This is a genomic window from Pseudoalteromonas sp. Angola-4 (genome assembly GCF_028599265.1).
Lineage (GTDB): Bacteria > Pseudomonadota > Gammaproteobacteria > Enterobacterales > Alteromonadaceae > Pseudoalteromonas > Pseudoalteromonas atlantica.
This window is the reverse complement of the sequence record NZ_JAQREK010000001.1, coordinates 393906-420171: the sequence shown is the minus strand read 5'-3', so window position 1 is coordinate 420171 and position 26266 is coordinate 393906. Positions and strand designations below refer to the sequence as shown.

The 26266-nt window shown below is 41.8% G+C and carries 21 protein-coding genes; 10 read left to right on the top strand and 11 right to left on the bottom strand.

Annotation, left to right across the window (positions count from 1 at the left end; genetic code table 11):
- Positions 1-22 precede the first annotated feature (22 nt).
- Positions 23-1021 (bottom strand): cupin domain-containing protein, encoded by a 999-nt coding sequence (locus PSH48_RS01935; RefSeq protein ID WP_096739877.1) that lies wholly within the window; start codon positions 1019-1021, stop codon positions 23-25.
- A gap of 18 nt (positions 1022-1039) precedes the next feature.
- Complete coding sequence (locus tag PSH48_RS01930; protein WP_024033718.1) at positions 1040-1780, bottom strand: SDR family NAD(P)-dependent oxidoreductase; 741 nt, start codon at positions 1778-1780, stop codon at positions 1040-1042.
- 129 nt (positions 1781-1909) lie between these two features.
- Here PSH48_RS01930 and hisD point away from each other — a divergent pair, with 129 nt between their 5' ends.
- Genes hisD through PSH48_RS01905 form a run of 5 tightly spaced genes read left to right on the top strand, consistent with a single transcriptional unit; the run spans position 1910 to position 6693 of the window.
- Positions 1910-3184 (top strand): histidinol dehydrogenase, encoded by a 1275-nt coding sequence (gene hisD / locus PSH48_RS01925; RefSeq protein ID WP_024033719.1) that lies wholly within the window; start codon positions 1910-1912, stop codon positions 3182-3184.
- Positions 3185-4192: a LacI family DNA-binding transcriptional regulator gene (locus PSH48_RS01920; protein ID WP_273610820.1), complete on the top strand. Its 1008-nt coding sequence runs from the start codon at positions 3185-3187 to the stop codon at positions 4190-4192.
- A 14-nt stretch (positions 4193-4206) separates the two neighbouring features.
- On the top strand, positions 4207-4908 hold the full coding sequence (locus PSH48_RS01915) for an alpha/beta fold hydrolase (protein WP_273610797.1): 702 nt from the start codon (positions 4207-4209) through the stop codon (positions 4906-4908).
- Positions 4905-5684, top strand: a complete 780-nt coding sequence (locus PSH48_RS01910; protein ID WP_029772148.1) for an HpcH/HpaI aldolase family protein — start codon at positions 4905-4907, stop codon at positions 5682-5684. The genes PSH48_RS01915 and PSH48_RS01910 overlap by 4 nt, the downstream gene beginning before the upstream one ends.
- Positions 5671-6693, top strand: a complete 1023-nt coding sequence (locus PSH48_RS01905) for an ester cyclase (RefSeq protein WP_273610796.1) — start codon at positions 5671-5673, stop codon at positions 6691-6693. Before PSH48_RS01910 ends, PSH48_RS01905 begins: the two co-directional genes overlap by 14 nt.
- Positions 6694-6748: 55 nt before the next feature.
- Here PSH48_RS01905 and PSH48_RS01900 read toward each other — a convergent pair whose 3' ends face one another.
- Entirely contained in the window at positions 6749-7762 is a 1014-nt protein-coding gene (locus PSH48_RS01900) for an ester cyclase (RefSeq protein WP_055255210.1), read from the bottom strand.
- Between the two features lie 238 nt (positions 7763-8000).
- Here PSH48_RS01900 and PSH48_RS01895 point away from each other — a divergent pair, with 238 nt between their 5' ends.
- From PSH48_RS01895 to PSH48_RS01880, 4 genes are read left to right on the top strand one after another with little or no spacing between them, the layout of a single operon-like run.
- The gene (locus PSH48_RS01895; RefSeq protein ID WP_273610795.1) at positions 8001-9611 is read left to right on the top strand and encodes a sodium:solute symporter family transporter; all 1611 of its coding nucleotides are present in this window, start codon (positions 8001-8003) and stop codon (positions 9609-9611) included.
- A gap of 10 nt (positions 9612-9621) precedes the next feature.
- Complete coding sequence (locus tag PSH48_RS01890) at positions 9622-10587, top strand: nuclear transport factor 2 family protein (protein WP_273610794.1); 966 nt, start codon at positions 9622-9624, stop codon at positions 10585-10587.
- A 9-nt stretch (positions 10588-10596) separates the two neighbouring features.
- Positions 10597-11700: an ester cyclase gene (locus PSH48_RS01885; protein ID WP_064386752.1), complete on the top strand. Its 1104-nt coding sequence runs from the start codon at positions 10597-10599 to the stop codon at positions 11698-11700.
- On the top strand, positions 11697-12551 hold the full coding sequence (locus PSH48_RS01880; protein ID WP_096739884.1) for a nuclear transport factor 2 family protein: 855 nt from the start codon (positions 11697-11699) through the stop codon (positions 12549-12551). The genes PSH48_RS01885 and PSH48_RS01880 overlap by 4 nt, the downstream gene beginning before the upstream one ends.
- 511 nt (positions 12552-13062) lie before the next feature.
- Here PSH48_RS01880 and PSH48_RS01875 read toward each other — a convergent pair.
- From PSH48_RS01875 to PSH48_RS01855, 5 genes are all read right to left on the bottom strand, one after another.
- Entirely contained in the window at positions 13063-15465 is a 2403-nt protein-coding gene (locus PSH48_RS01875) for a TonB-dependent receptor (protein WP_096041992.1), read from the bottom strand.
- A 351-nt stretch (positions 15466-15816) separates the two neighbouring features.
- A complete protein-coding gene (locus PSH48_RS01870) occupies positions 15817-18171 on the bottom strand; it encodes a TonB-dependent receptor (protein ID WP_024033730.1) in 2355 nt (784 codons plus the stop codon).
- Positions 18172-18665: 494 nt separating this feature from the next.
- Positions 18666-19178, bottom strand: a complete 513-nt coding sequence (locus tag PSH48_RS01865) for a CC0125/CC1285 family lipoprotein (RefSeq protein WP_054982240.1) — start codon at positions 19176-19178, stop codon at positions 18666-18668.
- A gap of 25 nt (positions 19179-19203) precedes the next feature.
- Entirely contained in the window at positions 19204-19944 is a 741-nt protein-coding gene (locus PSH48_RS01860; protein ID WP_273610793.1) for an anti-sigma factor family protein, read from the bottom strand.
- Positions 19941-20432 carry an RNA polymerase sigma factor gene (locus tag PSH48_RS01855; RefSeq protein WP_054982238.1) on the bottom strand — a complete coding sequence of 164 codons (492 nt, stop codon included), beginning with the start codon at positions 20430-20432 and terminating at the stop codon, positions 19941-19943. The genes PSH48_RS01860 and PSH48_RS01855 overlap by 4 nt, the downstream gene beginning before the upstream one ends.
- Positions 20433-20571: 139 nt before the next feature.
- Here PSH48_RS01855 and PSH48_RS01850 point away from each other — a divergent pair, with 139 nt between their 5' ends.
- The gene (locus PSH48_RS01850) at positions 20572-21918 is read left to right on the top strand and encodes a S8 family serine peptidase (protein ID WP_273610792.1); all 1347 of its coding nucleotides are present in this window, start codon (positions 20572-20574) and stop codon (positions 21916-21918) included.
- Here the strand turns inward: PSH48_RS01850 and PSH48_RS01845 are convergent.
- From PSH48_RS01845 to PSH48_RS01835, 3 genes are all read right to left on the bottom strand, one after another.
- The gene (locus PSH48_RS01845) at positions 21902-22855 is read right to left on the bottom strand and encodes a hypothetical protein (RefSeq protein WP_273610791.1); all 954 of its coding nucleotides are present in this window, start codon (positions 22853-22855) and stop codon (positions 21902-21904) included. The genes PSH48_RS01850 and PSH48_RS01845 overlap by 17 nt on opposite strands.
- Positions 22856-22917: 62 nt before the next feature.
- Positions 22918-23811 carry a hypothetical protein gene (locus PSH48_RS01840; RefSeq protein WP_273610790.1) on the bottom strand — a complete coding sequence of 298 codons (894 nt, stop codon included), beginning with the start codon at positions 23809-23811 and terminating at the stop codon, positions 22918-22920.
- Between the two features lie 136 nt (positions 23812-23947).
- Positions 23948-26185, bottom strand: coding sequence for an exonuclease domain-containing protein (locus PSH48_RS01835; RefSeq protein WP_273610789.1), 2238 nt, complete (start codon positions 26183-26185; stop codon positions 23948-23950).
- Positions 26186-26266 lie beyond the last annotated feature (81 nt).

Here is a 26266-nt window from a genome sequence, read left to right as displayed (position 1 = left end):
AAATTTTATATAGCATTAAAGTTTAAACAAATTGTGGGTCTTTTGGCGCGTCGTGGCGGCGCGTTATATAAAGCACACAGTCAGTTTGGCTATTATTGCTATAGGCTCTTACGTGCTCAATAGGCACTGAAAAAGTATCACCTTGGTTAAGCGTTAATACTTCATCACCTAAGTCTATTGTTACGCTTCCTTGATGAACAAATATAACCTCTTCTTCAAAGCGAATATGAGGCGCAACCTGTGCATCAGGTTGTAACTTTAACGCAGAAATATTAAAGCCATGAGGCCAATTTAGCTGTGTTTGAATACATGTTTTGGCGTTTAAATTACCGACTAATGGCGCTTCATATACGCCATCAAACTGGCTAAGGTACGAGCGTTTATTCCAATTAAAGTTGCTGGCTTTAACCACTGTTTGTGCCAGCTCTTCATCGGTTATTACTCTGTGCTGCGCTATTTGCTCTTGGCTGGTCACGGCCATTGGCTTTACACCATCGGGAATGGTTTCATTTAACGTGGTATCTACTAAGCTGCCATTTTCTAGCAAAATTAATCCGTATTCTTTTGCCATGTCAAATACTTGCGGAGCCCAAAGTACTCTACCGGGGTTATCACTTCCAAGTACCGCATATAAATAGCCTACGCCGTCGCCAACATTTTCAAACCCTCTAAATATATCCATCGGGATCGAAATAATATCGCCTTCATTTAAAATTACCTTGGCATCTTTACCGTCAACACCAGTGTAAAAAGCCCACGTACCACTGTGTACTACAAAAATTTCTTCAGTTAAATGGCTATGCTGCGAATTTAAACACCCTGCAGGTTGGCGCGCACCACCAATATTAAACCCATGAGGAATAGAAATATGCACATGTTGATTTGGGTTTTCGGCAACGCCTGGGCCAATAATTGTAAAGTTTTCTTTTTGATCGCTCCCCGGCGAGCGTGTATCAATAAAGGCATTTTTACACGCAATTAAATCATCGTATCGTACTAACCTATCTGCAAATACACTCATTACTCTCTCCTAAATTGGTTACTGTGCGGTCCAACCGCCATCAATTTTAATACTTGTTCCGGTGATCATTGCCGAAAGGCCGCTTAGTAAAAACACACAAGCATTGGCAATATCATCGGTTTGGGCAATTTTTTTCAGTGGGATCATGTCGTAAACAAACTGCTTAAACGTCGCATCTTCTAGCATGGGTTTGGTCATTGGGGTTTCTACAAAGGTGGGGGCTACGGTGTTCACACGCACATTTTTATCGGCAAGTTCAACCGCCATTGCTTTGCTCAACCCCTCTACCGCATGTTTGCTCATGCAATACAAAGTACGTTTAGGTGAACCTACAAACCCCATTTGCGACGACATATTAACCACCGCCCCAGCGCCAGAATTTATTAGCGCTGGCAGTGCCGCTTGGCTAATTTTGTAAACGCTGCGTATATTCATCGCAATTACGTCATCAATATTTTCATCTGTTTGCTCAAGCATTGGCGCAACCCGATTTATACCAGCGTTATTTAACAGCCCATCAAGTGTTTTTAGCGCCTTTAAACGCTCAAAAAAAGCATCGCTATTTATATCTAGCGGCCAAATTTCTATTTGCTCAGGCGCGTATTTCTGTAATGTTTGTAAATCACTGAGGGTACGTGCTACTGCAATAACTTGAGCCCCTGCATCTACGCATTTTTCTACGCATGCTTTACCAATACCTTTGCCTGCACCTGTCACTAAAATGGTTTTACCCACTAAAAGCGTTTTATCAAATCCCATTTGTTCACCTAAATTCTATATTGCATTCGAAGTCATTATTAATTAGAGTGCATTTAGATGCAAGACATTATTTAACCAATACGTCTCATCAAATGTGTATATAACAACGACTCACTAAGGACACTAGCAATGATAAAGCATTTAAAAAAGGGTCAACCAATTGACTCAAAACAAAAACAAAATCAATCAGTAAGAGATATTGTAGAGAATATTTTAGCGCATGTTGAAACCGAAGGTGACGCAGCCATTCGTGAGTACTCTGAAAAGTTCGACAACTGGACTCCGGAGTCTTTCAAACTTTCAGAAGACGAAATTAAAGCCTGCTATACACAACTTGATGAGCAATTAATTAACGATATTAAGTGGGCGCAAAGCCAAGTACGTAATTTTGCACAAATACAACGTGACTCAATGAAAGACGTAGAGGTAGAAACTCTTCCGGGCGTAACCCTTGGTCATAAACATATCGCTATGGATAGCGTAGGTTGTTATGTGCCTGGTGGTAAATACCCGCTATTAGCCTCTGCGCACATGAGCGTATTAACCGCTAAAGTAGCGGGTGTTAAACGCGTAATAGCCATGGCTCCACCGTTTAATGGCAAGCCATCACCTGAAATTGTAGTCGCGATGGATATGGCCGGTGCTGATGAAATTTATTGTTTAGGCGGCGTGCAAGCAGTAGCTGCAATGGCAATTGGTACACAAACTATTGCGCCGGTAGATATGATAGTTGGACCAGGTAACGCGTTTGTAGCCGAAGCAAAACGTCAGCTATTTGGCCGTGTTGGTATTGATTTATTTGCAGGGCCTACCGAAACCCTAGTTATTGCCGATGACAGTGTAGATGGCGAGCTATGTGCGGCAGATTTACTCGGCCAAGCAGAGCACGGCCCGACTTCACCGGCTATTTTACTTACCAACTCAGAGCAACTAGCTAAAGATACAATAGCTGAGGTGCAAAGGCAGCTTACTATTTTACCCACTGCCGATATTGCAGGCGTAGCATGGGAAGATCACGGTGAAGTAATTGTATGTGACACCTACGAAGAAATGCTTCAAGTTGCTAACGACTTAGCGTTTGAACACGTGCAAGTGATGACCAGCAATACCGATTACTTTAAAGAGAACATGCAAAACTTTGGCGCTTTATTTTTAGGTCCGCAAACTAATGTTTCGTATGGTGATAAATGTATTGGTACAAATCATACACTACCCACAGGTAAAGCTGCGCGCTATACTGGCGGACTATGGGTAGGTAAATTCATAAAAACATGTACTTTTCAGCAAGTAACAGAGCAAGCCTCGGTGGTTGTTGGTGAGTATTGTTCACGATTATGTGCTGCAGAAGGGTTCGCAGGCCACAAAGAACAAGCAGACATTCGTGTAAGACGATATAGGAAGTAAATCTTGAAGCAAAAAAGAGTCACCTCATACGATGTTGCCCGTGTAGCGGGCGTATCGCAATCGGCGGTATCACGTGTTTTTAGACCTGGTTTTAGTGTGTCTAAAAAAACCCGTGAAAAAGTAATCGCAACGGCCAATGAAATGGGCTATCGCCCGAATGCTATTGCCCGTATGTTGATCACCAAACAATCGGGTATGGTTGCGGTTATATTGTCATCGCAAGCAAACCTGAATTACCCAGAGGTGCTTTCTGAGCTAAACAGAGAGCTGGCACTGCACAATAAACGTGTGCTGCTCTTTACACTTGATAACGCAGAAGAGCTAGATGAATTACTCGAAAACATATGGACCTTTCAGGTTGATGGTGTAATTGCCCTAGCTGCTCACTTTGATAGTAAAAGCTTAAACTTATTTGCTAAACACAGTACGCCTATTGTGCTTTATAACCGCCATGTGCCTGAGTCGAATGCAAACACCGTTTGCTGTAATCACGACAAAGGCATTAAACAGTTAATTGATTTATTACACGAAGCTAACCATAAATCGTATTTAATTATCTCCGGCCCTACTGACTCAGATGTTGCAAACGAGCGCAGGGAAATAGCCGAAAATTATTTACAAACCCTAGGCGTTAAAGGCACGCCGGTTATTTATGGTGATTATGGGTATAAATCGGCACGCGACGCACTTAAAAAATGGTTAAAAAAACACCCCAAGCCCGATGCCATAATATGCAGTAATGACGCTATGGCAATTGGCGTAATTGATGAACTAAAAGAAAACTTTTGCATTAAAGTGCCCGATGACATGTCGGTTGTAGGATTTGATGGTATTAATGCCTCTTCGTGGTACAACTATCAAATAACCACAATACAACAACCAATGAAACAGCTTACTAAAGCCGCTGTTGATATTTTAATGGAGCGCATTGAAAACCCTCAAGCGGCTGCAGAAGTTCGGGTATTTACTGGTTCATTAATTGAAGGGAACTCTATTAAAAAACGTTAAATTAAGGAATTTTTGTGGCCAAAAATCCTGTTTATATTTTACCTGGTACGCTATGTAATGACCGCATGTTTGCAGCGCAAATTAACGCACTGCAAAATGCAAGTTATACACCGTGTGTAATACCCTTAACCGAGCAATCTAGCATTTTGCAAATGGTAGAACTTTGCAAAAAAGTTGCACAAGAGCCGGGCCCATTTATAGGTTTTTCCATGGGCGGAATTGTTGCGCTTGCCCTGTTAAAATCAAACCCTGAGCTAGTTACCTCCTTGTGTTTAATGTCGAGCAATTATTTAGCCGATAAACCTGAGCGCCCTGCAATTAGGCTCAAACAAATTGAACACGCCAAAAGCACCAGTTTAGAAGCCCTGCTTAAACGTGACTTTTTGCCGCACTACTTTTACCAACCAAATAAAGCCCATGAAGAGACCGTACTTAGCATGGCAAACGATCTTGGTATTAACGCCTTTAGCGCCCAGCTGAGTGCACTTGCCACCCGCGAAGATACGTTAAGCGTAATAAAGCAAAGTACAAAAAAGCTACTCATTATTGGGGGCGAGCATGACCCATTATGCCCGGCAAGTGTTCAGCAAAGTATGCATGAAGCAGCGCCTAATAGTGACCTTGTACTGCTTGGCCATTGCGCTCACTTTGCCCCGCTTGAGCGAAGTAATACGGTAAACACAATTTTATTAGACTGGTTGGAGTCTTTATCATGAATTTAAAGCAAAAGTTAAATGCAAAACAGCTACTGCTAGGTACCTTTATTAAAAGCACGCATTATCATAATACAGAAGTATTGGCTCACACTAACCTTGATGTTCTGTGCCTTGATGCAGAGCATGCGCCCTTTGATAGAGGCGATTTAGATAGCTGCATAATGGCAGCACGTACTAAAAATATGCCCACGCTTATACGTGTTAGTAATACAGACCACGCCACTTTATTAAGTAGCTTAGATATAGGCGCAGATGGCCTAGTGCTGCCGCATATAAAAACCCCCGAACAAGCAAAAGCAATTATTAAAAACTGTTTTTATGGCAATAACGGCCGAGGCTATGCCGGTTCAAGCCGCTTTGCTGGTTACACAACCCATGCCCTAACCGATAACCTAGCAAGCAATAAGTCATCAACCTGCATTATTGCACAAATAGAAGATGCCGATGCACTGGATAATATCGAGCAACTGTGCCAAATAGATGAAATAGACTGCATTTTTATAGGCCGTATGGATTTAACCATTTCCCTTGGCGAAACCAACCCAAGCGCCCCTATTGTACTTGAGGCAGTCACTAAAATAGCCAAGGCAGCGGCTAAATATAATAAATGCTGTGGCATGTTTGTAGGTAATTTGAGCGAGCTGAGCCATTGGCAATCATTAGGCGTGAGCTTTTATTTATTAGGCTCAGATCACAGCTTTTTATTAAGTGGCGCTAAGCAATTGCGAGAGCAATTTGAAACAGCAACAGGAGCCCAAAACAATGAACATTCATAATAAAAACAAAGCGTTAATACACGACTTTAGACAGGCCCTGTATAACTTTGATATAAACGCCTTGCATACACAAATTAATACCGTGTTTAGCGAGGACGCGCTCATTCAGCTGTGTTACCCGTTTGAAACTCTTACCAACCCTAATGCACTTATTGAGCAAGTTTATTTACCGCTTAGCGAGGCATTTGTAGGCTTAGAGCGCCGCGATACAATAGTTATGGCAGGTAGCTCAATTAACGACTCAGACTGGGTAGGTTGTTGCGGTTATTATACCGGTTCGTTTGAAAAGCCATGGCTTGATATCCCCCCTACTGGGCACCAAGTTAGCATGCGTTTTCATGAATTTTACCGTATTAAAAATAACAAAGTGGTAGAAGTACAAGCTATTTGGGATATTCCCGAAGTAATGATGCAAGCTAAAGTATGGCCGCTTTCGGTGAGCTTAGGGAAAGAGTGGCATGTACCAGGCCCTGCAACGCAAGATGGATTAATCACAAACGCATACAATGAAGAGCACGCAGCACAAAGCTTAAAACTGGTGGGCGACATGTGTGAGCACCTTGGTTTTTATGCCAAAGGCGGTATAGAGGCCATGAAGCTTGAGCAATTTTGGCACTCGCACTGTAGCTGGTATGGGCCAAGTACCATAGGCACTGCACGAGGTATAAAAGGGTTTAGAAACTGGCATCAAATTCCGTTTTTAAATGCACTGCCAAACCGAGTAGGTGATGCAAGTAAAGGCTATTTATTTGCCGATGAAAACTATGTTGGCTTTACCGCGTGGCCGGGTATGAGCATGACTATTAGTAATGATGGTTGGTTAGGTATTGCGCCTGCAAATCAGCAAATAACCATGCGTAGTCTCGACTTTTGGCGCGCCGAGAATAACTTAATTCGCGAAAACTGGGTGCTGATAGATATTCTTGATGTGTATCATCAAATTGGGGTAGATGTGTTCGCACGCATGAAAGAGCTTACCAAAGCCCGCTATTTAAATTTTGCGCCCTAGGACGTATAAACAAAAAAAGCTCTGTAAAACAGAGCTTTTTTATTACTTAAATAGACTATGCACCAGGGTTCGCAATACTTTGCGTGCGCTTTAAAATATCTAGGCCTTGTTGTTTTAACCAATAAGGAATATCAATAATGACCCAGTTTTCTACTAATTTATCGCCCTCGCGGTGATACACATCCACCACGCGCATATCTGCTGGGGTATTAGCACCCGGTAGGCCTAAAAAGCCCCCAATGGCCGTGTTAGTTAGGTTAGGCCAGCCAAAAAAGCAGGCAAACTCATCTTCAGCAAACCGGCAAATATGGCCGTTAAATACTTTACCCGTTAACCCTTCTCTAAATGGATACATGTGCTGCTGCTGATAACGCTTAATTGTGTAAGTAGCGCCAATGCCTGCTGGGCCATACCACACCATGTTTTCATCCCAGGTTTTACCAAGCACTTCGGGCGGGCACGTATCAACGCCACTTTTATTAAGCGCGGTTAGGTTATCAATCATTTGATTTACCAGCGCCATTGTTTTTTCGCTTTGCTCATCGCTACTTTTACCCAAACGAATACCATCGTGCGTGCGCGGCCCAGGATACGTAAAATATTGCCCAGTAGAGAGCGGCAGCGGGTTTAAACCTACTTGCATCATAAGGCCAATAATATCGACGAAAAAACCGGTCTGAATTATTTTTCCGTCTTTAACACAGTTAAATTCGGCATAGCGCAAAGTGGCAAGCTTATGGGTTGGCGCAATACCTAGCCAATCTTTATCAAATAAGCCCATAAAATGGCCCATGCTCATCACCCACTGGCCACCGTCGGCTTCGCTTTGCCCTGCAATAAAAATATCCTCACGGCGCTGCAGCGCACTAAACGAGCTAAATAATGGCTGCCAAACTTGGGCAATTACATCATTCGCACACTCAAGCTCATTAAACGGATGCACCCCTTTAAAGCTGTATTCACTGGCCATAAACTCATTAAATACGGCTTGTAAATCATTACCTTGTGCTTTTTCTAGTGCAGTATGAAATTGACGAACTAGTTGTTTATCTTTAAGTATATCTGCCATGATTATTCCTCATTGTTTGCGCAGTCAAATTAATGTCTTCAAACCGCCGTTAAACACACTTTAACAAAATGTATTGTATTTAAAGGGTAATTAAAAGCCTGTGAATAGTAAGTTATAAATTGCTTTAAAATAATACTAATGAGAATTGACTTCGAAGTCAAAGTGATTCATGATGATTCAAAATAAAAAATACAAATAGGCTCTCAAGCCCGTAAAACCTAATCTAACAGGATTAATTATGAATGATTTTGGATTGTTGAATTGGAGCATTCTCATCGGGTACATAATTGCCAACCTAATACTTGGGTTTGTAATTAGTAAAAAGATCAGTAGTGCTAACGACTTTTACATAGGTCGAAAAACAACACCTTGGTGGGCTATTGGTATATCGGTTGTTGCTACTTATGTAAGTGCGCTCACCTTTTTAGGTGCGCCAGCGTGGTCTTACAAAGAGGGACTCTCGGTTATTGCCATACACCTTAACTACCCACTGGTTATTGTGGCGGTGGTGTGTTTGTTTTTTCCGTTTTTTTACAATGCGGGTGTGGCCTCTATTTACGAATACCAAGAGCGCCGCTTTGGTAAAAAGGCCCGCTTACTTATCTCTACTATTTGGTTAATATCACAAACTATGGGTTCAGCCGCAGTGCTGTATGCAACCTCCTTAGTGTTGGCCTTTATTATTGATATAAATGTTATAACTGCGATATTTTTAGTTACCATAATCGCCCTTATTTATACCATGCTAGGTGGCATAACCGCCGTTATATGGACCGATGTAATTCAGTCAGCCATCTTATTTATAGGGGCTGGTATTATTATGTATGCCCTTATCACCTCTATGGATGGTTCATTTAGCTCAACACTGACCGAGCTAAAAAGCCAAGGTAAATTAGACCCACTTAATTTCTCGCTCGACTTTACCCAAGTAACTACCGTGTGGTCTGGCGTGCTGGCTATGTCGCTGTATCACATTACGGTGTATGGCACTAACCAAATGATGGTGCAACGCACCCTTGCCGCTAAAAATATTGGCGATGCTAAAAAATCCTACTTACTAATGGGCTTTATCGCGTTCTTTATTTACTTGTTTTTTATATTTATGGGCGTGCTGTTTTATAGCTACTACGGCGGGCGCACTTTTGAAAACGACAACTTAATTATTTTACAGTTTGCAGCTGATTATGGCTTACCAGGGTTAATGGGCATTATTGCCGCGGCGGTAATGGCAGCATCTATGTCGAGCCTCGACTCAGCACTTAACTCACTTTCAACCATAAGTACTATCGATTTTTATAAAAAGTACTTTGCGCCTGAAAAAAACGACGCTCACTATTTAAATGTTACTCGCTTATTTACGCTAGGTTGGGCGGTGATCATTATTATTCCGGCCATTATGTATCACCTATACAGCGAAGGCTCAATTTTAGAAATACTCACTAAAGTAGGCTCGTACTTTGTAGGTGCTCAGCTTGGCATGTTTGCCCTTGGGTTTTTCTCTAAGCACACCACCGAAAAAGGCTTATTAATAGGCACCTTAGTGTCGTTTATTACCGTTGCTGTGTGCGCACTGTTTACCGACATTGCATGGCCATGGTACTGCGCCATAGGGGCAATAACCTGCCTTGTATTTAGCATTGCGTTAAGTATTGCATTTGATGGCTATCAAGAGGATTACAACGAATACACCATTAAAGGTCAGTTAAAAGCATTTAAAGATGAAAAACGTCCAGAAAAAGAAAACGGCTGGTACTTAATTCCGGGTAAGTTTGACTCAATCAATTACTGGTTACTTGGCTTTTTTGTACTGAGCTTTGCCTCTCTCATGTTATTTGAATATTTTGTGTAAGGTGAAATAAATGAATATTTTAGAACAGCTTTTCGAAAACTTCAGCGCTGCAGAATTGCCAAATCAAGCATTGCTTGCAGACTCCGTTCAATGGCAGGTAAGCCACCCTTTTGAGCCTATTAGCACAAAGCAAAATGTGATTAATGACTACTTTGGCGTACTTAAACATTCGTTACCTGACATAGAGCGCAAACCGTTTATCTCTATCCAGGGCGACTACAAAGGTGAGCAATGGGTGTGTGCAACAGGGTATTTTACCGGCACATTTACACAGCCTTTATTGGGTATTCCTGCAAGCGGCAAAAGTGTGTTTATTCGCTACAGCGAAATGGCGCAAATAGAAAACAACCAAGTGGTTAATGTTTACACATTTTTAGATTTAATTGATGTAATGAACCAAGTAGGCGTAAACCCATTACGCCCAAGCTTAGGTTACCCTGGTTTAGTTATGCCCCCCACCACACTTGATGGCGTACCAACAGGTTATAAAAACGAAACGCTTAGCAAAACCAACGAGCAACTTGTAGTTGATATGCTCACAGAGCTTGGCCGCTATGACGGTAAAGACTTATACAGCATTAATTTAGAAAAATACTGGCACCCAGACTTTATTTGGTATGGCCCAGCAGGCATTGGTACAACCCGCGGAATTAGCGGCTTTAGAGAGCACCATCAAGGGCCGTTTTTAAAAGGCTTTCCTGATCGCGGTATTAATAAAACACTGTGTTTAGTAAGTCACGATAACTTTGTTGCTACCGGCGGCTGGCCTCACATGTATGGCACCCATACCGGTGAAGACTGGTTAGGTTTACCGCCTTCTGGCAATAAGCTGTTCCCGCGTGTAATGGACTTTTGGCGCTGCGAAAACGGCATATTAAAAGAAAACTGGGTCGCTATTGATATCCCTCATTTATTAGATGGAATGGGCATTGATATTTTTGAGCAAATGCAACGCAAAATAGCCGCAGCTAATTAAGAGGTGAGCATGAACAAACACAATAATATGACCCAACCTTACTGGCTACCGTTATCGAGCGTGTTAAACCCGCAAGGTAACAAACAGCAGCCTTTAATCGGTTTTGATGACGAATTTGTTGATATCGTTGATTACATTTTGCGCATAACGCACCGTATTTGGGAGCAAAAAAACATTGGCTTATGCTATCGCTATTACGCCGATGTATGCCCTGTTTTTACCCTTGGCGCCTATGGCGAAAACATAGAAGATGTTATTCAAGGCACCCTTAAAACTATTGCCGCCTTCCCCGACAGAAGCCTAATTGGCGAAAACGTGGTGTTTTCAGAAGAAGCCAACGAACACTATTACTCATCACATTTAATTAGCAGTGTAATGACCAACACTGGTAACTCTGAGTTTGGCCCAGCAACACATAAAACCGGGCGTGTTACAACCATTGCCGACTGCGTATGCTTTGAAAACAAAATAGTTAAAGAGTGGCTAGTGCGTGACAACGGCTTTTTAGTTAAGCAGCTTGGCTTAAACATTATTAATGTAGCCAAACACATGGCAAACATTCCGAGTAAAGAAAAACACACGCAGTGGCTAAACGATGAATTTAACCGTGTAATTGCCATAGATCACCGCGTAGCAAGTACGCCCATTGTAGAGGGTGAGCTTGCGGCATTTGCCCACACTTGGTTAGACACGCTATTTAATCAAAAACAGTTTGCTAAAGTACACGAATTTTACAGTTTAACGGCAACACAACAATGGCCTAGCGGCAGAATGGCCACCGGACTTGCACAAATTAATGGCGTATTTATACAATTTTTTGCAACCTGCCCCGACGCCAAATTAACGATTGATCATATAGCTATTACCCCATTTGACGAAACCACGACAGATGTAGCGATACGTTGGTCGCTAGCAGGCCACTTTAATCCGCAAAATAGCGAGCTAAGTGAGCTTAAACAGCAGCCTTACTTTATTTTAGGCGCATCGCATTTGCGTATTAAAAACAAAAAAATCATCGAAGAGATCACCGTTTTTGATGAAGTAGCACTTTATGCAAACTTATTTAAAGCACATGCATTAGTCAACAAATCACAGTGGGAGGAAAATGCATGATTAACGCTATTATCGATTTATACACTAAAGCCGACATTGAAGGTCTAAGCAGCAAGTTGCTTCGCAGTAGCCGTTGGCAGCAGCACCACTTTACCGCCATGGGTGCTTTGCAGGCGCAGCCTTTGTGGCTTAGCTTTTTAGCTCAATATGGTGTGTCTGAGTGTGTATCGCACACTCATAGTGTAGGCGCAGAACGTGAAACCCTACAGCTGGTTTTACAGCCTAAAAAGCTTAAAAATCCAGTGCGTTTAACGTTTGTAATAAAACACAACGGGACTTTTATTAAGTCAGTAAAATGTGTGGTTGATACGTTGTCGCTAGCCAATAACGAGTATGTAAATACAACGGTAAATAACAGCTCGGTTATTCCTAAACTACCAAAAAGTGACCCGATTATTGTTAGCGATTTAGATAACCAGCTGCACCCTACTACTTTTCATGCAACCCCCAGCGCTATTTGCGAGCTGCCCTCTCACACTGCTCGTACTTTAGATAACTGGTGGCAAATTTGGCAAACTAACAACCTGGCTCAGTTTGAAACCCTTTATACTCCCAGCGCTACGGCTGTACTTGCAGGTAACACACAGCCACAACCTATTAGCGCGCTGCTTGATTGCCACTTAGATTTTACGCAATCGCTAAGCAGACGCTATGCCCAGCTAGAAACCGTTGAGTATGACAGTACGCAAAACCAAGCCACGCTATGCTGGACTCTCGATGGCAGCTTTAATGCTAAAAACGTACGTGTACGTCAGCAAATAATTAGCGTTATTAGCATCAGCGATAATCAAATAACCCACGAAGTAATGCAATTCGACACGCTGGCACTTAACCAGCAGTTTGCATTATAAGGTCACCTTTTCCACTTCCCTTCAAGCGCTCACTGAGCGCTTTTTTTATAGATGGCCTTTTAGCAACCTGTAATCATACTTAAGCAGTTTTTACCCTATTTATGACTCGCTTTTATAACTCAAAATAGCTCACTTAATTAAGCGAGTGGGTATTACTTATTAAAAAAATAACGCTTTAAAATAGTTAAAGGCAATAAATAAAGTATCAGCCTCGCCTTACTAAAGCCCGAGTATGCAACTCACAGCCAAGCCCCCCATTGTAAGTTACGCACTTATGGCTTAAATACACGTATGCATTTAGCAAACTTAAATGAAGGTCAGGTAAGAAAGGTTAAGCTTACAATCTAAAGCCAATAAAAGCGCACTCAATAAATGCCAGTAAAGGTTGGGTAAATACAATAGTAAGGTTAAATAGCAGCTAACTGGAGCTAACTAACAAGCTTAAAATAAAAAAAGCCAGCTAATAAATAGCTGGCTGAAAGTAATGACCGTAGCGGCCATTTAGGAAATTCTAAAACTGATATTTTAAGCTTGCGCCCCACGTACGCGGATTGTTCCAGTTAGCTTGTACTGAGTTTGCAGGTAAGCCATCAACAATTTGTGAGTGCACTACACCACGAGTTAAAATCGCTTTATCACCAATGTTTTTAACGTACGCTTCTACTTGCACACTGTCGTTAATGTACCAAGTTAAACGTGCATCAGCCATTAAGTGCGCATCTACTTGCACCTCTGGGATGTTCGTATCAAACGCGTAGTAATCGTCTAAGTAATTTAGTTGAATGTACGGTACTAAGTACGAATCCCCCCCTAAGCTAAACTCATAACGAGCTGAAAAACCAACACTGTACTCAGGCGCCATAGCGGGGCTCCAGCCTTCAAAACTAAACTGACTAGAGCTGTCGTTTATATCTTGGCGGCCTTCTAAGTTACCTAATGCTAATAATGGGCGAAGCTGCTCATTACCTACTGCATAGCCATCAGCAAATTCGCTATCAAGCAGAGATAAAGTACCGGTTAGTGTTAGGTTATCAATTGGCACCCATTGAATATCGGCTTCTAGGCCCACAGTTTCTACATCGCCGCCGTTTTCGTAGTATTCAAAGGTGGTAGCAGTACCTGCGGCAACACACTCTAAAACAGTATCGCCAGTGGTTGTATCGTTACATGAGGTTGCAAATAACTGTGCTTTTACATCTTCGTATTCGTTCATAAATACCGAAAGATTTAAACGCATTGCGCCATCAAGCAAATAGCTTTTCATACCCATTTCGTAAGAGATAACATCTTCGTTATCGTAAAGTGGGTCAGCACCGCGAGCTACAACGCGCGAATCGTTTGCGCCACCGGTTCTGTAGCCTGTCGCTACACTTGCATACACCATAATATCGTTATTAATGTCGTACTCGGCAGCCGCTTTATAAAGCAGTGCTGAGTCATCCCAATCAGGAATTGTATCGCCGGTAAATGTTTTGTCGTCTTGGTTTACACGCAACCCACCTACCACACGCAAATCTTCTGTTACTTGGTAGCGTAATTGCCCATACGCCGCAATAGATTTTGCCGTATGCGGGTCGTAATCCGGGTTCCCCCATGAAGGCACTACAACAGAATCTGACACACCATCGCCTGTGGTATCTGCATGCGATAACCAGCTCCAATCTGCTTCTTGGTCAAAGTAGTAAAGGCCACCAATCCACGAAAAATCACCCTCATCGTTAGATGAAAACTGCAGCTCAGATGAGAGTGTTTTTTGGTCATCCTCACGGCCAAAACCACCTACAAAATCAATGCCACCGTCGCTGTAGTCGTTATCGTAATATTGCTTACCACTAAGCGTTGAGTAGTTGGTGGTCCATTTAATATCAGCAAAGTCGGTATACCATTCAAGTGCTAATGTGGTCGAAAAGCTTTCTTGCTTATCAAGTGAAAAACCATTGCGGTAAACATCATACGGGCCAAGGTCTTCGTGCTGTGCATCACTTGGCTGATAAATATGCCCCTCGGTTATTGTAGGCGTAGTGTTAAATACACCCGACCCCGGCGAGGTTTCTTCAATTTGGTAGCCCGCTATTTGTTGGTAACCCCAAATAGCTTCTGAGTTAGAGTCTTTACGCGAGTAATCAAAGCGTACTGTGGCATTAAACTTTTCGTTTGGCTCCCACTTAGTAACGTTACGCATATAAAACTGGTTTTTCTCGCGCAAGTCATCTGAAGGGCCTGGAACAACTAAATTATTGATATAACCATCGTGACGATCAGAGGCCACTACAAAACGGGTTGCCACGGTGTCGCTTACTGGAATATTTATAATTCCTTCGTAAGCGCTGCGGTTATAACTGCCTGTTTCAACTTTTATACTCCCCAGTAAATCGTCAAAAACAGGTTGATTAGTAATAATATTAATACTGCCCGCAAACGTGTTTCGGCCATATAACGTACCTTGCGGCCCGCGTAATACCTCAATGCGTTGAACATCCACCAGCGCGCCTAAGCCCGATGAGGTAGTCGGCACATAAATACCATCTTGAAATATACCTACAATTTGCTCAGCAATACCGGTGCCTGCTACACCTACTTCGTTGGTGCGAGCGCCACGCATAGCGGGTCTAACTTCACCACCCGACGACCCCATACGTAAGCCTGGTACCACTTGTTCAAGACCCGTAACATCAATAATACCAGCACGGGCAATGTCCCCTTCCCCTAATGCTGTTATTGATGATGATACTTCCTGTAGGTCTTGTGAGCGACGGTTTGCCGTTACCGCTATACGCTCTATCGCGGGCTCCGCGGTTTGTTCTTGCGCTTGTGCTTGTTCTGGCTCTTGCGCAGCGTGTGCGTTCATTGTGGTTGCTGCAATAGCGGTGGTTACAGCAAAGTGAACGAGAGTCCGTGTAAATTTAGCTTTCATTATAGTTATTCTCCCCAGTATAAAACGTATTTAGTTCTCCCCAAACCTACATTTTCAATTAATACAGTAAACAAGTTGTATCAATTGAAAATGCATGGATCTAAAATAGACTTCGAAGTCAAAAAGATCAACAACTTTTTGATCGAATAATAACCTTTCGAAAATTAACCCAAATAAAACAATATATTAAAAAGAAAATAAAGTGATTTCGAAACACAAAAAAAGCCAGTAATAATTTATTACTGGCTCTATGTAAGCGATTGTTTAATTTAAAATTTCAATGCTATATTTTAGCAAAATGCACAAACTTACACTTTTACTTAAACCTTAAAATACATTATTGAAAAATGCCTAAAAGTTATAGCCTACCCTTACACCATAAGTGCGAGGATTAGCATAATCGGCCGCAGCCACATTACCACCAAAGCGGACTGTCCTAAGTAGTATAAGCTCATCTCCTGCGTTTTGAACATACGCACGTACAGACCACTCATTATCTGCCGAATACCATGCAAGGCTAGCATCGTACTTTTGGTAACTTTCTTGAGTACCAAATGAAAAAGGCAAATCGTTGGTTGTATACGAATCCGATAATTGAATACTGGTAGCAGGCACAACGCGGCCTTTATCACCTAAATCAAACTCATAACTGGCCAATAGTGTAATATTGTATTTAGGGCTTAGCTGCACGTCATTACCATCTAGTTGCAGTAAGTTATCTACGCCATTAATGGTCTCTCCACCTTCTTCAAATACATTTGGCGTAACAAAGTCGCCATACGTTGAGTCTGTAAACGCGGCGCGTGCCCCTAGGCGCAATGCATCACTTGCCTGCCAATCAATTTCTAACTCAAGGCCTGCAGCATCAATTTCGCCGGCGTTACCAAAAAACGACACCGCCGTACCACCCACGTTTTGAAAACGAGTAGAAAGTAGGTCCTCGTACTGGTTGTAATATAAAGAAGCGTTAAACCTTAATGAATTATCAAGCAGCATACTTTTAAAGCCAAGCTCGTAAGCCGTTACTGTTTGCTCATCGTAGCTATCTTCGCCATTAAAAGCGCCCTGTGCATTACCCGCTAAAAAGCCCGTAGAAACGGTAGCATAAAGCAGTTGAGAACTTGCCAAATCGTGTTCAAGACCTAGCTTCCACGTTACTTTACTCCAATCATCGTCTGCGTTATCAACCTCAAGTACAGAAAAATCAAGCGTGCTTAAATCATCTGGGTTTTGGCCGTAAATATCCCACTCACGGCTGTCATTTGTATACCTAATGCCGGCTATACCGCGTGTATCATCATTAAATGTGTAATTACCTTGAAAGTAGGCGGCAGCTGATCTTGTTTCTAACTGAATTTGATTTAACCACGACGCGTACTGAAATTCTTGGGGTTGCGTTGTATCTGGCACATTATCAACCACAGCCCCATAGCTGCCATTTAAAAATGCGTTGTCTAAATCTTCTGAGAGCAAATAAATACCCGCTACCCATTCAAAGTCGCTTTCATACGTTGAGCTGACCTGCACTTCTAACGAGTTTGTTTTTGATTCAATCGCATTGCCATCAACCGTGGTTGCATAAGTCGAAAAATCACCATCAGTAAGGCGCGTTTCTTCGTAATCCATTGAGGCTGCAATCACTTTCAAATCTACCGACTCTAATGACCAGTTAAGCTCTGCACTAATGCTTACATCACTTACATCACGCGATGGTTTATAGTCAAACTGCTGAGTAAATGGGTCTGACGATACCGCCTGTGCAGTATCAAGCCCTGGTGTTGCAGCGTTATCTAAACCTGCACCAAAGCGGCCACAATTACTGCCACACACATCGTCACGACCAATTCGCTCAGTTAATGGTGCCGACAAACTTGTTTTACCCGTTGCAGGGTTTATAGGAACGCCTAAAATATGGTAGCCAAAAGCACCGCCGCCATTTGATTCATCCTGCCACGTTTCTACTTTTACATTTAAATTTATATCGTCGTTAATTTCAGTAAAAACTTGGCCACGTAAAAAATACATATCAGCATCTTTTAAGCCTGCATCTTCATTAAATGTATTTTCAACGTAGGGATCTCTTATTTCTCGAACGCCAGTAAATCGCACCGCAGTGTCATCAGTAAGCGCTGCATTAAAAAAGCCCTCACCACGTAAATGACCATAATTACCAAATGTAACGGCCATACCGCCTTCGGTAATATCTAGCTCTGGTTTTTTAGCTATAACATCAATCGCACCACCAAATGAGTTGCGACCAAACAATGTACCTTGTGGCCCGCGTAATACTTCAACACGCTCTAAATCAACAAACCCAGCAAGCGCCTGCCCGTGACGAGGACGATAAACACCGTTAGAATAAAACGCGATGGCAACATCGTTAGCCTCTACTTGCTCTGTTCTAGCCCCGCGCATAGCTGGGCGAGCATCACTGCCCGACACACCCGACTTTAACCCTGGCGCTAAGCTATCAAGGTTTAAGATATCAGTAACGCCATTTTCTAGTAAATCTTTAGCAGATACAGCGGTCACAGCCAACGGCACTGATTGAATACTTTTAACACGCTTAGTAGAGGTAACCGAAATAACCTCCAACTCTTTGTTAGGGTTTAACTTTGCCTCTTGCGAGTATACCGAGGCTGAGCCCAATATCGCCGTGTTTACTGCAGCAAAAATAAGTGTTTTACGTAAAATATGTGCGGCCATGAGATTAATTCTCCACCTGTTGATATAAGTTATTTTATTAAGCATTTAAGGGCTAAATAACCCGCAACCGAATTTTAAGTATTTATAATGATTAAAAGCGCGATTTAAATGCCTATTTTTTCGACTTATAAAAACTATCGCTTTTTGCATTCGAATGCAATAAAGATTATGTAAAAGTTTTACATGTTCATAACACTAAAAACGAAGCAGCGTATTTAAACAAAAATAAACCCTTTAAAATTATAAAGTTATTTTACAAGTTTATTCTTTAAAGCACTGGTTTGATCTGTCTAATTTAACAAAAACAACCAAAGAAAGAAGTATGGTAGAGGAAACACCGATTAAAAGACTTCGAAGTCCAAGGAGGGGGAATCACATTTAAAGTAGGCACCTAACCAACTAATAATTAAGTGCCCACTGTCACTAAAAGTTAAAGCGTATGGCTGAAATATAATTACATGTAAAATAGCAACAGCTAATAACTATTCTCATAATTAGTTTTGTGTCTTTTTGCTTAAGTTTTCAATTAAGTCTTGTGCGCTATAGCTGTTGTCGCTGGGTTTAATACCTTTGCCCATTTTAATGTCAATCAGGGTGTGTACTTCTTTTCGTTTATCATTGTTGCTCACTTGTACGCCTACGCTATTGCTCGGGCGTACGCGTGTTTCGCAGGTTAATAAACCGCAGTTTCGCTCATATTGCTGGCTGTGTGATGCACTAATAGATGACGCGGGCGCTTGCGATTTAGACTCAACAAAGGTTTCTTTATTTGTTACAACAAACCAGTCGTAGCCTTGCGCTTGGGTAAGTTCAGCCGCGCGTAACAATGCATAGTCACCGGCATCGGCTACGTTGTTTGACACACTTTTAAACTCGACGCGGTATTGATCGTCACTAATTTTTTGCTCGCTATAACCTTGTGAGCCATTATTAGCTGGGCGGTAGTCGGGTTTAGATGCGCAACCCGCCATAAGTAAAATACTGATAATTAAAATAGATGTTTTCATCATTCACCTCGTTTTATAAAAACTATTATTGGTTTAACTGCCACTTTGTACTAATTGCTTGCTGCTCTTGCGCTCTATCTAGTGGTGCGCCGCTGATCATGCTATCTATAACAGCATCTAACTCACTGTTATTAGACGCCGTTTGATATTGCGCGCCATTATCACTTTGCTGCGCGGCTGTTTGCGCTTTTATTTGCCAACCGCTTTGCGTTTTACAAGCAATGCTTGTTTGCGTGGTATTGTTTGAGCTTAGCGCATACTGCCTACAAAGCTCACCTTGCTGATTTTTAAAGCTAAGCTGCGCGCTAAATACTGAGCCATCACTTTGCTTATACTCACCACTACTTAGCTGTGTATTAAGTGCTGCTGCTATGTTACTGGCTACTAAATTTTGCGACTCATTGGGTTGTAAATAACTAGTCATTGCAATCCCAAATACCACGGCAACGCTTGCAGCTATTGCTAAGCTTTTATTAGCCGACTGCTTAACCCTTTGCCAAGGCGTTAACGTTACTACATTGCTATTTGACGTGTTTTTTGTCTTTGCTGTATCAAGCTTTGCCACCGTTTTAGCTAATGAGTCACTAAGGGGTGCGTCATCAATACTTGTTGCGTGCTCTTTTACTCGCATGTCTACTTCGCTTAGCTCTGCAAGTCGCATCACTAGTTCATCATCGGTTTCAAGGGCTTTGCGCACTTGCTCCATTTCGTGCTCGCTTAGCTCTGAGTCTAAAAAGGCGCTAAGTGTTTCGTCGTTAATGTTCATACTTGCTCCTTTTTAAAGTCGGGTTTTATTAAGTTATAAAGTGTACTGCGTGCTCGCGATAATTTACTCATTACACTGCCTATAGGTATATCGAGTGTATGTGCTACTTCTTTATAGGCCATGCCCTGCACTGCCACCAACGATACGATGGCGCGTTGCTCTTCGGGTAATTGCCCAAGTGCTGTATTTACATTTTTAAGCATTTGTTTGTTTTCGAGTGTTTGGTGCTCATTACTTGTAATTGGCTCAGGTAAAACATCGGCCTGGGCCGTATTTTGCCTTACCTTGCGTGAGCGGTATTCGTCTATCCACACATTGCGGCAAATTTTAAAAGCCCATTTAGCAGGCTCAACGTCATCCGGAATGCCTTTTACTAATAGTTTTTCAATTGTTATTTGCACTACATCGTCTGCATCTGCTTTACTACCCGTTAGCGAATAGGCAAAACGCCTAAGCATGGGCAATAAGGTTTTTAATGTTTCGTTCATTGATTTTTACCCCTTTTATAAAGAAGACGATTCAAAAAAACATTTATTCCCAAAGAATCAAAATAATTTGAATAATGAAATATTTCTATGTGTTAAACGTTAATTACAAGCATGATAAATTTAATAGAAGTAACCCACTATGAATATTAAAAACACACGCGTTAAACACATAATAGCCACTTCGCTTTGCATATTTAGCGCAACGAGCTCTGCCAATATAGTGAGAGTCGATCAAGTGCTTGGGCAGCTTAACCCAATAGAGCAGCGTATTGAGCAAACTATAGAGCGCGCACAACGCCTGCCGCTTCCGGTGCCTGTACCACAAGTTTCAATTGATGCACTAAAAGCGCAAATTAGTGAGCCAATTAGCAGCTTACCCAATGTGCTTAACATTAATATAAATAGCCAAAACACCGCATTTGTTGAAGTAGAGCTAGAAAACGGCTTTAGAGCAATAGAGCGCCAATGGTTATTAATGGCAAATAGCCAACAACTTAATACCCTAAAGCAGCAAAATGTAACCATTGTATCGGTAAAAAATTACAACGCACTTAACATGAGTTTAGTACGCTTTAACGCCCCCCAAGGTGTTAATTATAAAAGTGAGTTATTAAAAGCGCTTAACATAGATGAGTCTGCAATACTTGACCGAAACCACATATACCAAGCGCAAACTGGCGAGCCTACCGCAAAAGTAACACCAAATAACTCTATTGCCCCCTACTGCACACAAAGCGTAAAAATTGGCATGATCGACAGCGCCATTAATACCAAACACAGTGCTTTTGAAGGTGCAAATATCACTACGCAAAGCTTTTTACCACAAGGGTTAAGCTCGCCAAATTTACACGGCACCGCCATTGCAGGGCTAATTACAGGTAAAGGCGCAAAACTTAACCCGCTTTTAGGCAGTGCCATGCTTTACAGTGCCGAGGTGTTTTATAGGCAATCTGAATATGCACAAGGGGCTACATTATTTGCCATAGTAGAAGCACTTAACTGGCTAGTCAGTAATAAAATACCCGTAATAAATATGAGCCTAACAGGGCCAAATAACGCAGTTTTAGAAGCAAGTATTACTGCAGCAATAAAACAAAACGTGTTAATTGTAGCTGCTGCAGGTAACCAAGGGCCGGCGTCGCAGCCGTTATACCCAGGTGCGTATAAAAGCGTGATAGCGGTAAGTGCTATTGATTCACAAAACCAAATTTATAGATGGTCAAATAAAGGCGATTACATAGACTTTGCAGCTCTTGGTGTAAATGTTGTTACAAGCCAAGGCAGTGGAAAATTTGGTAGGGAGTCGGGTACGTCAATGGCGGCGCCGCATGTAAGCGCGGCATTAAGTTGTTTATTGTTAAAGCATGGTAATAATAAAACCAAAGCTCTTAACGAGCTTACATCGCTTGCCGTCGATTTAGGCGAGCATGGCAAAGACACCACCTTTGGTTATGGTGCCATTTACCCACCTAAAAATGCACTTTAACTGACGCCGATAAAACCGATTGCGTATAGGTATTGCTTCTAAGCTTTGATTGATAATCGCCATATTCAGCCTCGGCTATTAATGTTACGTGCTCAAACACAGCTAGATTATAAAACGCATTAACGACATTTCGGTGCTCATCTCGCGACGGTATTTGCTCAAAAAAATCATCCGTTGTTTGCTCATCGTAATCTTTATTTTGATAACGCCAGCCAGCCCCCACTTTGTTAGCCACATTAAAGGCCGTAAATTTGTGCGTAACTTTAGTAGTAAAACCGTAGCCGTTAAAGTCGTATTGGTTGTCGTCGGCGTTTTCTTTATCGGCACTTAGCGCTGCCATTAGCATGGTTTGCCCATTATTTATAAAATGATAAAGCGCTACATCGCCGCCTACGCCGTCGGCATTACGTGCTTTTGCAGTAGCAAAACGTTTAGCTTTGGTTTTTACACTCATACGCAAATACGTATGCGGGTTAAAAAAATGGCCATAGTAGGCGCTGGCTTGATTAAAATGTAAAAATGTATCGCCATTTACATTTGCTTTTGCACCATCGTAACGAACCCCTACCTCATGGCTATTAAAGCTATAACTGCCATCTAAACCATATTGATGCAGGTCTAAATCATATTGATCAAATTCATCGAAGTCTTGTTGTTCAAACTTATAGCTTGAGGTTAATTTAGCGCTTTTGGTTACTTGCCATTTTGCATTAACACCGGCTGCGGTTTTTATGCCGCTGTCGCTTTGCGAGGAAATATCGTCAAGCTCTTGAACAGAGAGCGCCGAGTTACTTAATACCCCAACTTCAGCATCTGCATTTAGCTCAAAGCTACTTTTAAAGGGCTTATTTTGCTCAGCTGTTTTAACGTGGTTGGTTTGTGCAAGCACCGCTTGGGCACTAAAAACACACAATGTGGCGGTTATAACTGCTTTCATATTTATTCTCCAACAGGCCGAATAGGTTTCCCCATTCGGCATTTGTGCAAGCACTTGGCGTATTAAAGGCCTAGGTCTAAATCGTTAGTAATGTTGGTTACTACTTCACTTGCGGTGCTAAGTGCTACATCGTTACTAATTTGATCAGTAACCGCTGCACTCACCTGCCCGCTAACACTTTGCTGTACCGTGCTTTGTAAACTACTAACCGTACTGTCTTGCACACTGGCAATTAAAGATTGCTGAACATTGCTTACTACTTCATTACTGGTATTAATAGCATCACCCATTTGTAGTGCAGAACTCACTGAGTTTGCAGCCGTATTAGTAATTGCTAATTGGTTTGTAAGCTCACCCACATTAAGCGCGTTAGTTGCATCAGCTTGTGTAACTGAATCGGTAGCGCTGCCCACATTTGAAAGTAAAGATGCATCTATTGGTGCGTCGGTAGTATCTGGCTGAGCGCCTTGCTCAGAGGTAACAGAAAGTAATGATGACTGGCTCACAGCGGTTGTTAAATTACCCGCCGATGAGGTTAACTGCGTTGTTGTATCAAGCGCTGTATTGACTGTTGTATCAAGCGCTGTATTGCCTGAGTTATTTAAAGACGCGGCCGATGCATTTAATGCATTATTTAAAGATCCGCTTGCAGATGCAACTAATGTATTTGCAGGCTCTGCGGCCTCGCTACTTTCTTGCGCTGGAGTTTGCGTATTATTCGCCGTTGAATCTGTGTTTTGCGAGTCATCAGCCGTTACTTGTGTATCGTTAGATACGTTTGACTCGTTGCTACCACTGGCTGTTAAACCATTTTGTGAAACCGTAATAGATGTAGATGTTTGTTGCTGCGCCGACGTTGACTGAGATAGTTCAATATCAGCGGCGTGCACTGCACCTGTAAAAGTACACACACCGCTTAACATCATTACGCTTACAATTTTATTTAATTTAGTCATTGTTTTGTCCTCTAGTTTGTCGGATTGACATAAAGAAGACGATTTACAAAAACACTTTATTCCAAAAATAATTAAAAAATTATAATAACGTTACTTAATTATTTAAGTTTCATACTCTTAAATATAAATTACTCGTTTATTGCGTTAGCGTTTCACTGTTTTGGATCAGCAATAACAGCTCGGCAGTGGCGGTAGCATCAGCCAATGCCCGGTGATGGCTGGTTAAATTTAAATTAAAATGCGCGCTAAGGTTACCAAGCGAATACGACTTTAGCCCTTTAAACGCTCTGCGCGATTCAACCACGGTGCACATTTTTGGCATTTTAAAAAAGTGCCCTGCAACCTCGCATTCTTTTTTAATAAAACCGTAATCAAAGTTTACGTTATGGGCTACAAAAATACTGCCTGCAAGTTTATCTAGTAGTGGCTGTGCTATATCGGCAAATACAGGCGCGTTGTAAACCATGCCATCGCTTATGCCGGTCAATTTAGTAATAAAGCTTGGGATATGGCGCTGCGGATTAATAAGTGTCGTCCAGGTATCAATTACTTTACCGTGCTGCACTTTAACAATGCCAATTTCGGTAATGCGGTTACCGCCTTTTAAGCCACCCGTGGTTTCTATATCAACTACGCTGTAAATACGGTTAGGGTCTACAAACCACTTAACTGCAGCAATATGTACTGTAAAGCCCACATTTTTTAAATTATCAATGGTGGTTAATTGGTTGCGCCTAAGCTTATCGCCTGGGGCTTTTACCTCTTCAAAATGTACTTGGCCATTATTAATGACCATTAAGTCGGGGTAGCCGTCTTTTAGCTGTAAATAGTGTTTGCTCATAGCCGTTAAGTGCGCAATTAACGCTTCAAGCGGGCTGTTTAAAATAAGTGCCTCTAGTGGCTCTAATAAATTGCTGCGCCATCTAAATAAACCATTGGGCTGCTCAAAATACTGCGCGGCATGCTTACATACCAAATTAAGCAGCGCCTGATTAGTGCTACAGCTTTTTAAACGTGCGTCAATTTGCGTGCTTTGTGCTTCATAAAAATTACCAAGCTGTAAAACTTGCGGGTAAATATCAAATTCATTACACGGCGGGTATGGCGATTCAATAAATAACTCGTGCCAAAATACTAAGCCAAACAAGCTTTGCCATAAGGTGTTTTCGGTATTAAAAACCGTTAACCCTTTTGTACTGTAATGCTCATTTACGCCTTGCTCTACATCGCCTCGGTAAATTTCGTCAATTTCCAGCACACACTGGGTGTCGGCCAGCATGGTGCTTAAGCGCGAACGCGTTTGTTTATTAAACTTACGCATTAAAAAGTCATCAGCAAAGTACAGTAAATCGTCGGTGAGCGGGTTTTCTATAATTTGCTCTAGCTGCGCTTTAACCCACGCTTTATTACCTAGGCGGTATTGCTCTCTTATTTGAATTTCTTGGGCTTCGGCGTAATCGGTGCAGCCTTCAAGTAGGCTAAAGGCAAGTTCGCTATCGGTATTTTTAAGTTGTTTATACAGCCTAACCAGCAGTTTGTTTTTAATGTCGTGCGCTTGTGCGCCATGCGCCGGTTGCGCCAATACTAAATGCGCAAGCTCGGTGTAAGGGGTTTTGTCATCTAAGGTTTCATCTTTTGTATTACCGGCTGTTTTGCCAATGTTTTTAAACGCTAAACGGTAACGATTTAAAACGTAATTAGATTGCGCCTCAGCGAGTGTATTAAAGCGCGACAAGCTCTCGCTGTGCCCTTCGCGGGTAGCGGTTAACCCTAAATCGCGCATAACAAAGCGGTTTTGATGGTTTACATCGCCACTACTTAAGCGCCCTGCAAATAAAAACTCAAAATATTCGTAATAATCTTCACGGTTATTAATGACATACTGGCTATATAAAGGGGTAAGATCATCTGCGCGCTCACTAAAAAATTGGCACGTAATAGTGACCAACTCTCCTTTAGCTGCGCTTTTTTTAAAGCTTATTTGCTCACTGTAATTACTGAGTAACTCCACCAGCATGGGCTTAGTTAAATGCGCTATAAGCTGCTTGTAATGCTGTGCGTTTGGCTCATATAAAATACCCGCTGTTTTTAGCGTATAAATAGCCTGATGCGGCGAAGTTATTTCTTCATAATTGAGCGATTGCGCCTGCACTAAATAAGGCTTGCGCGAATACACACGCGCCAACATGCATTGGCTTTGCTCATCTAGCTGGTTAATTTTACTAATAAATTCACTATGTTTAGGCTCAAGTAAATGCATACATTTACTTGTTACAAACTCAATAAGCTCTCTAAAATGCGCTAAATAGTATTTTGCTGGTAATTCTTTTTTCATAACATCGCCACAACTGTATATAAAAACAGTATCTAGCATTTGTGCTTATTATTCAATCTTAAACTTGTAACTAAAACACGCTATAGTGAGCGTATAAAAGCAAATTTATTGAAAATAAAG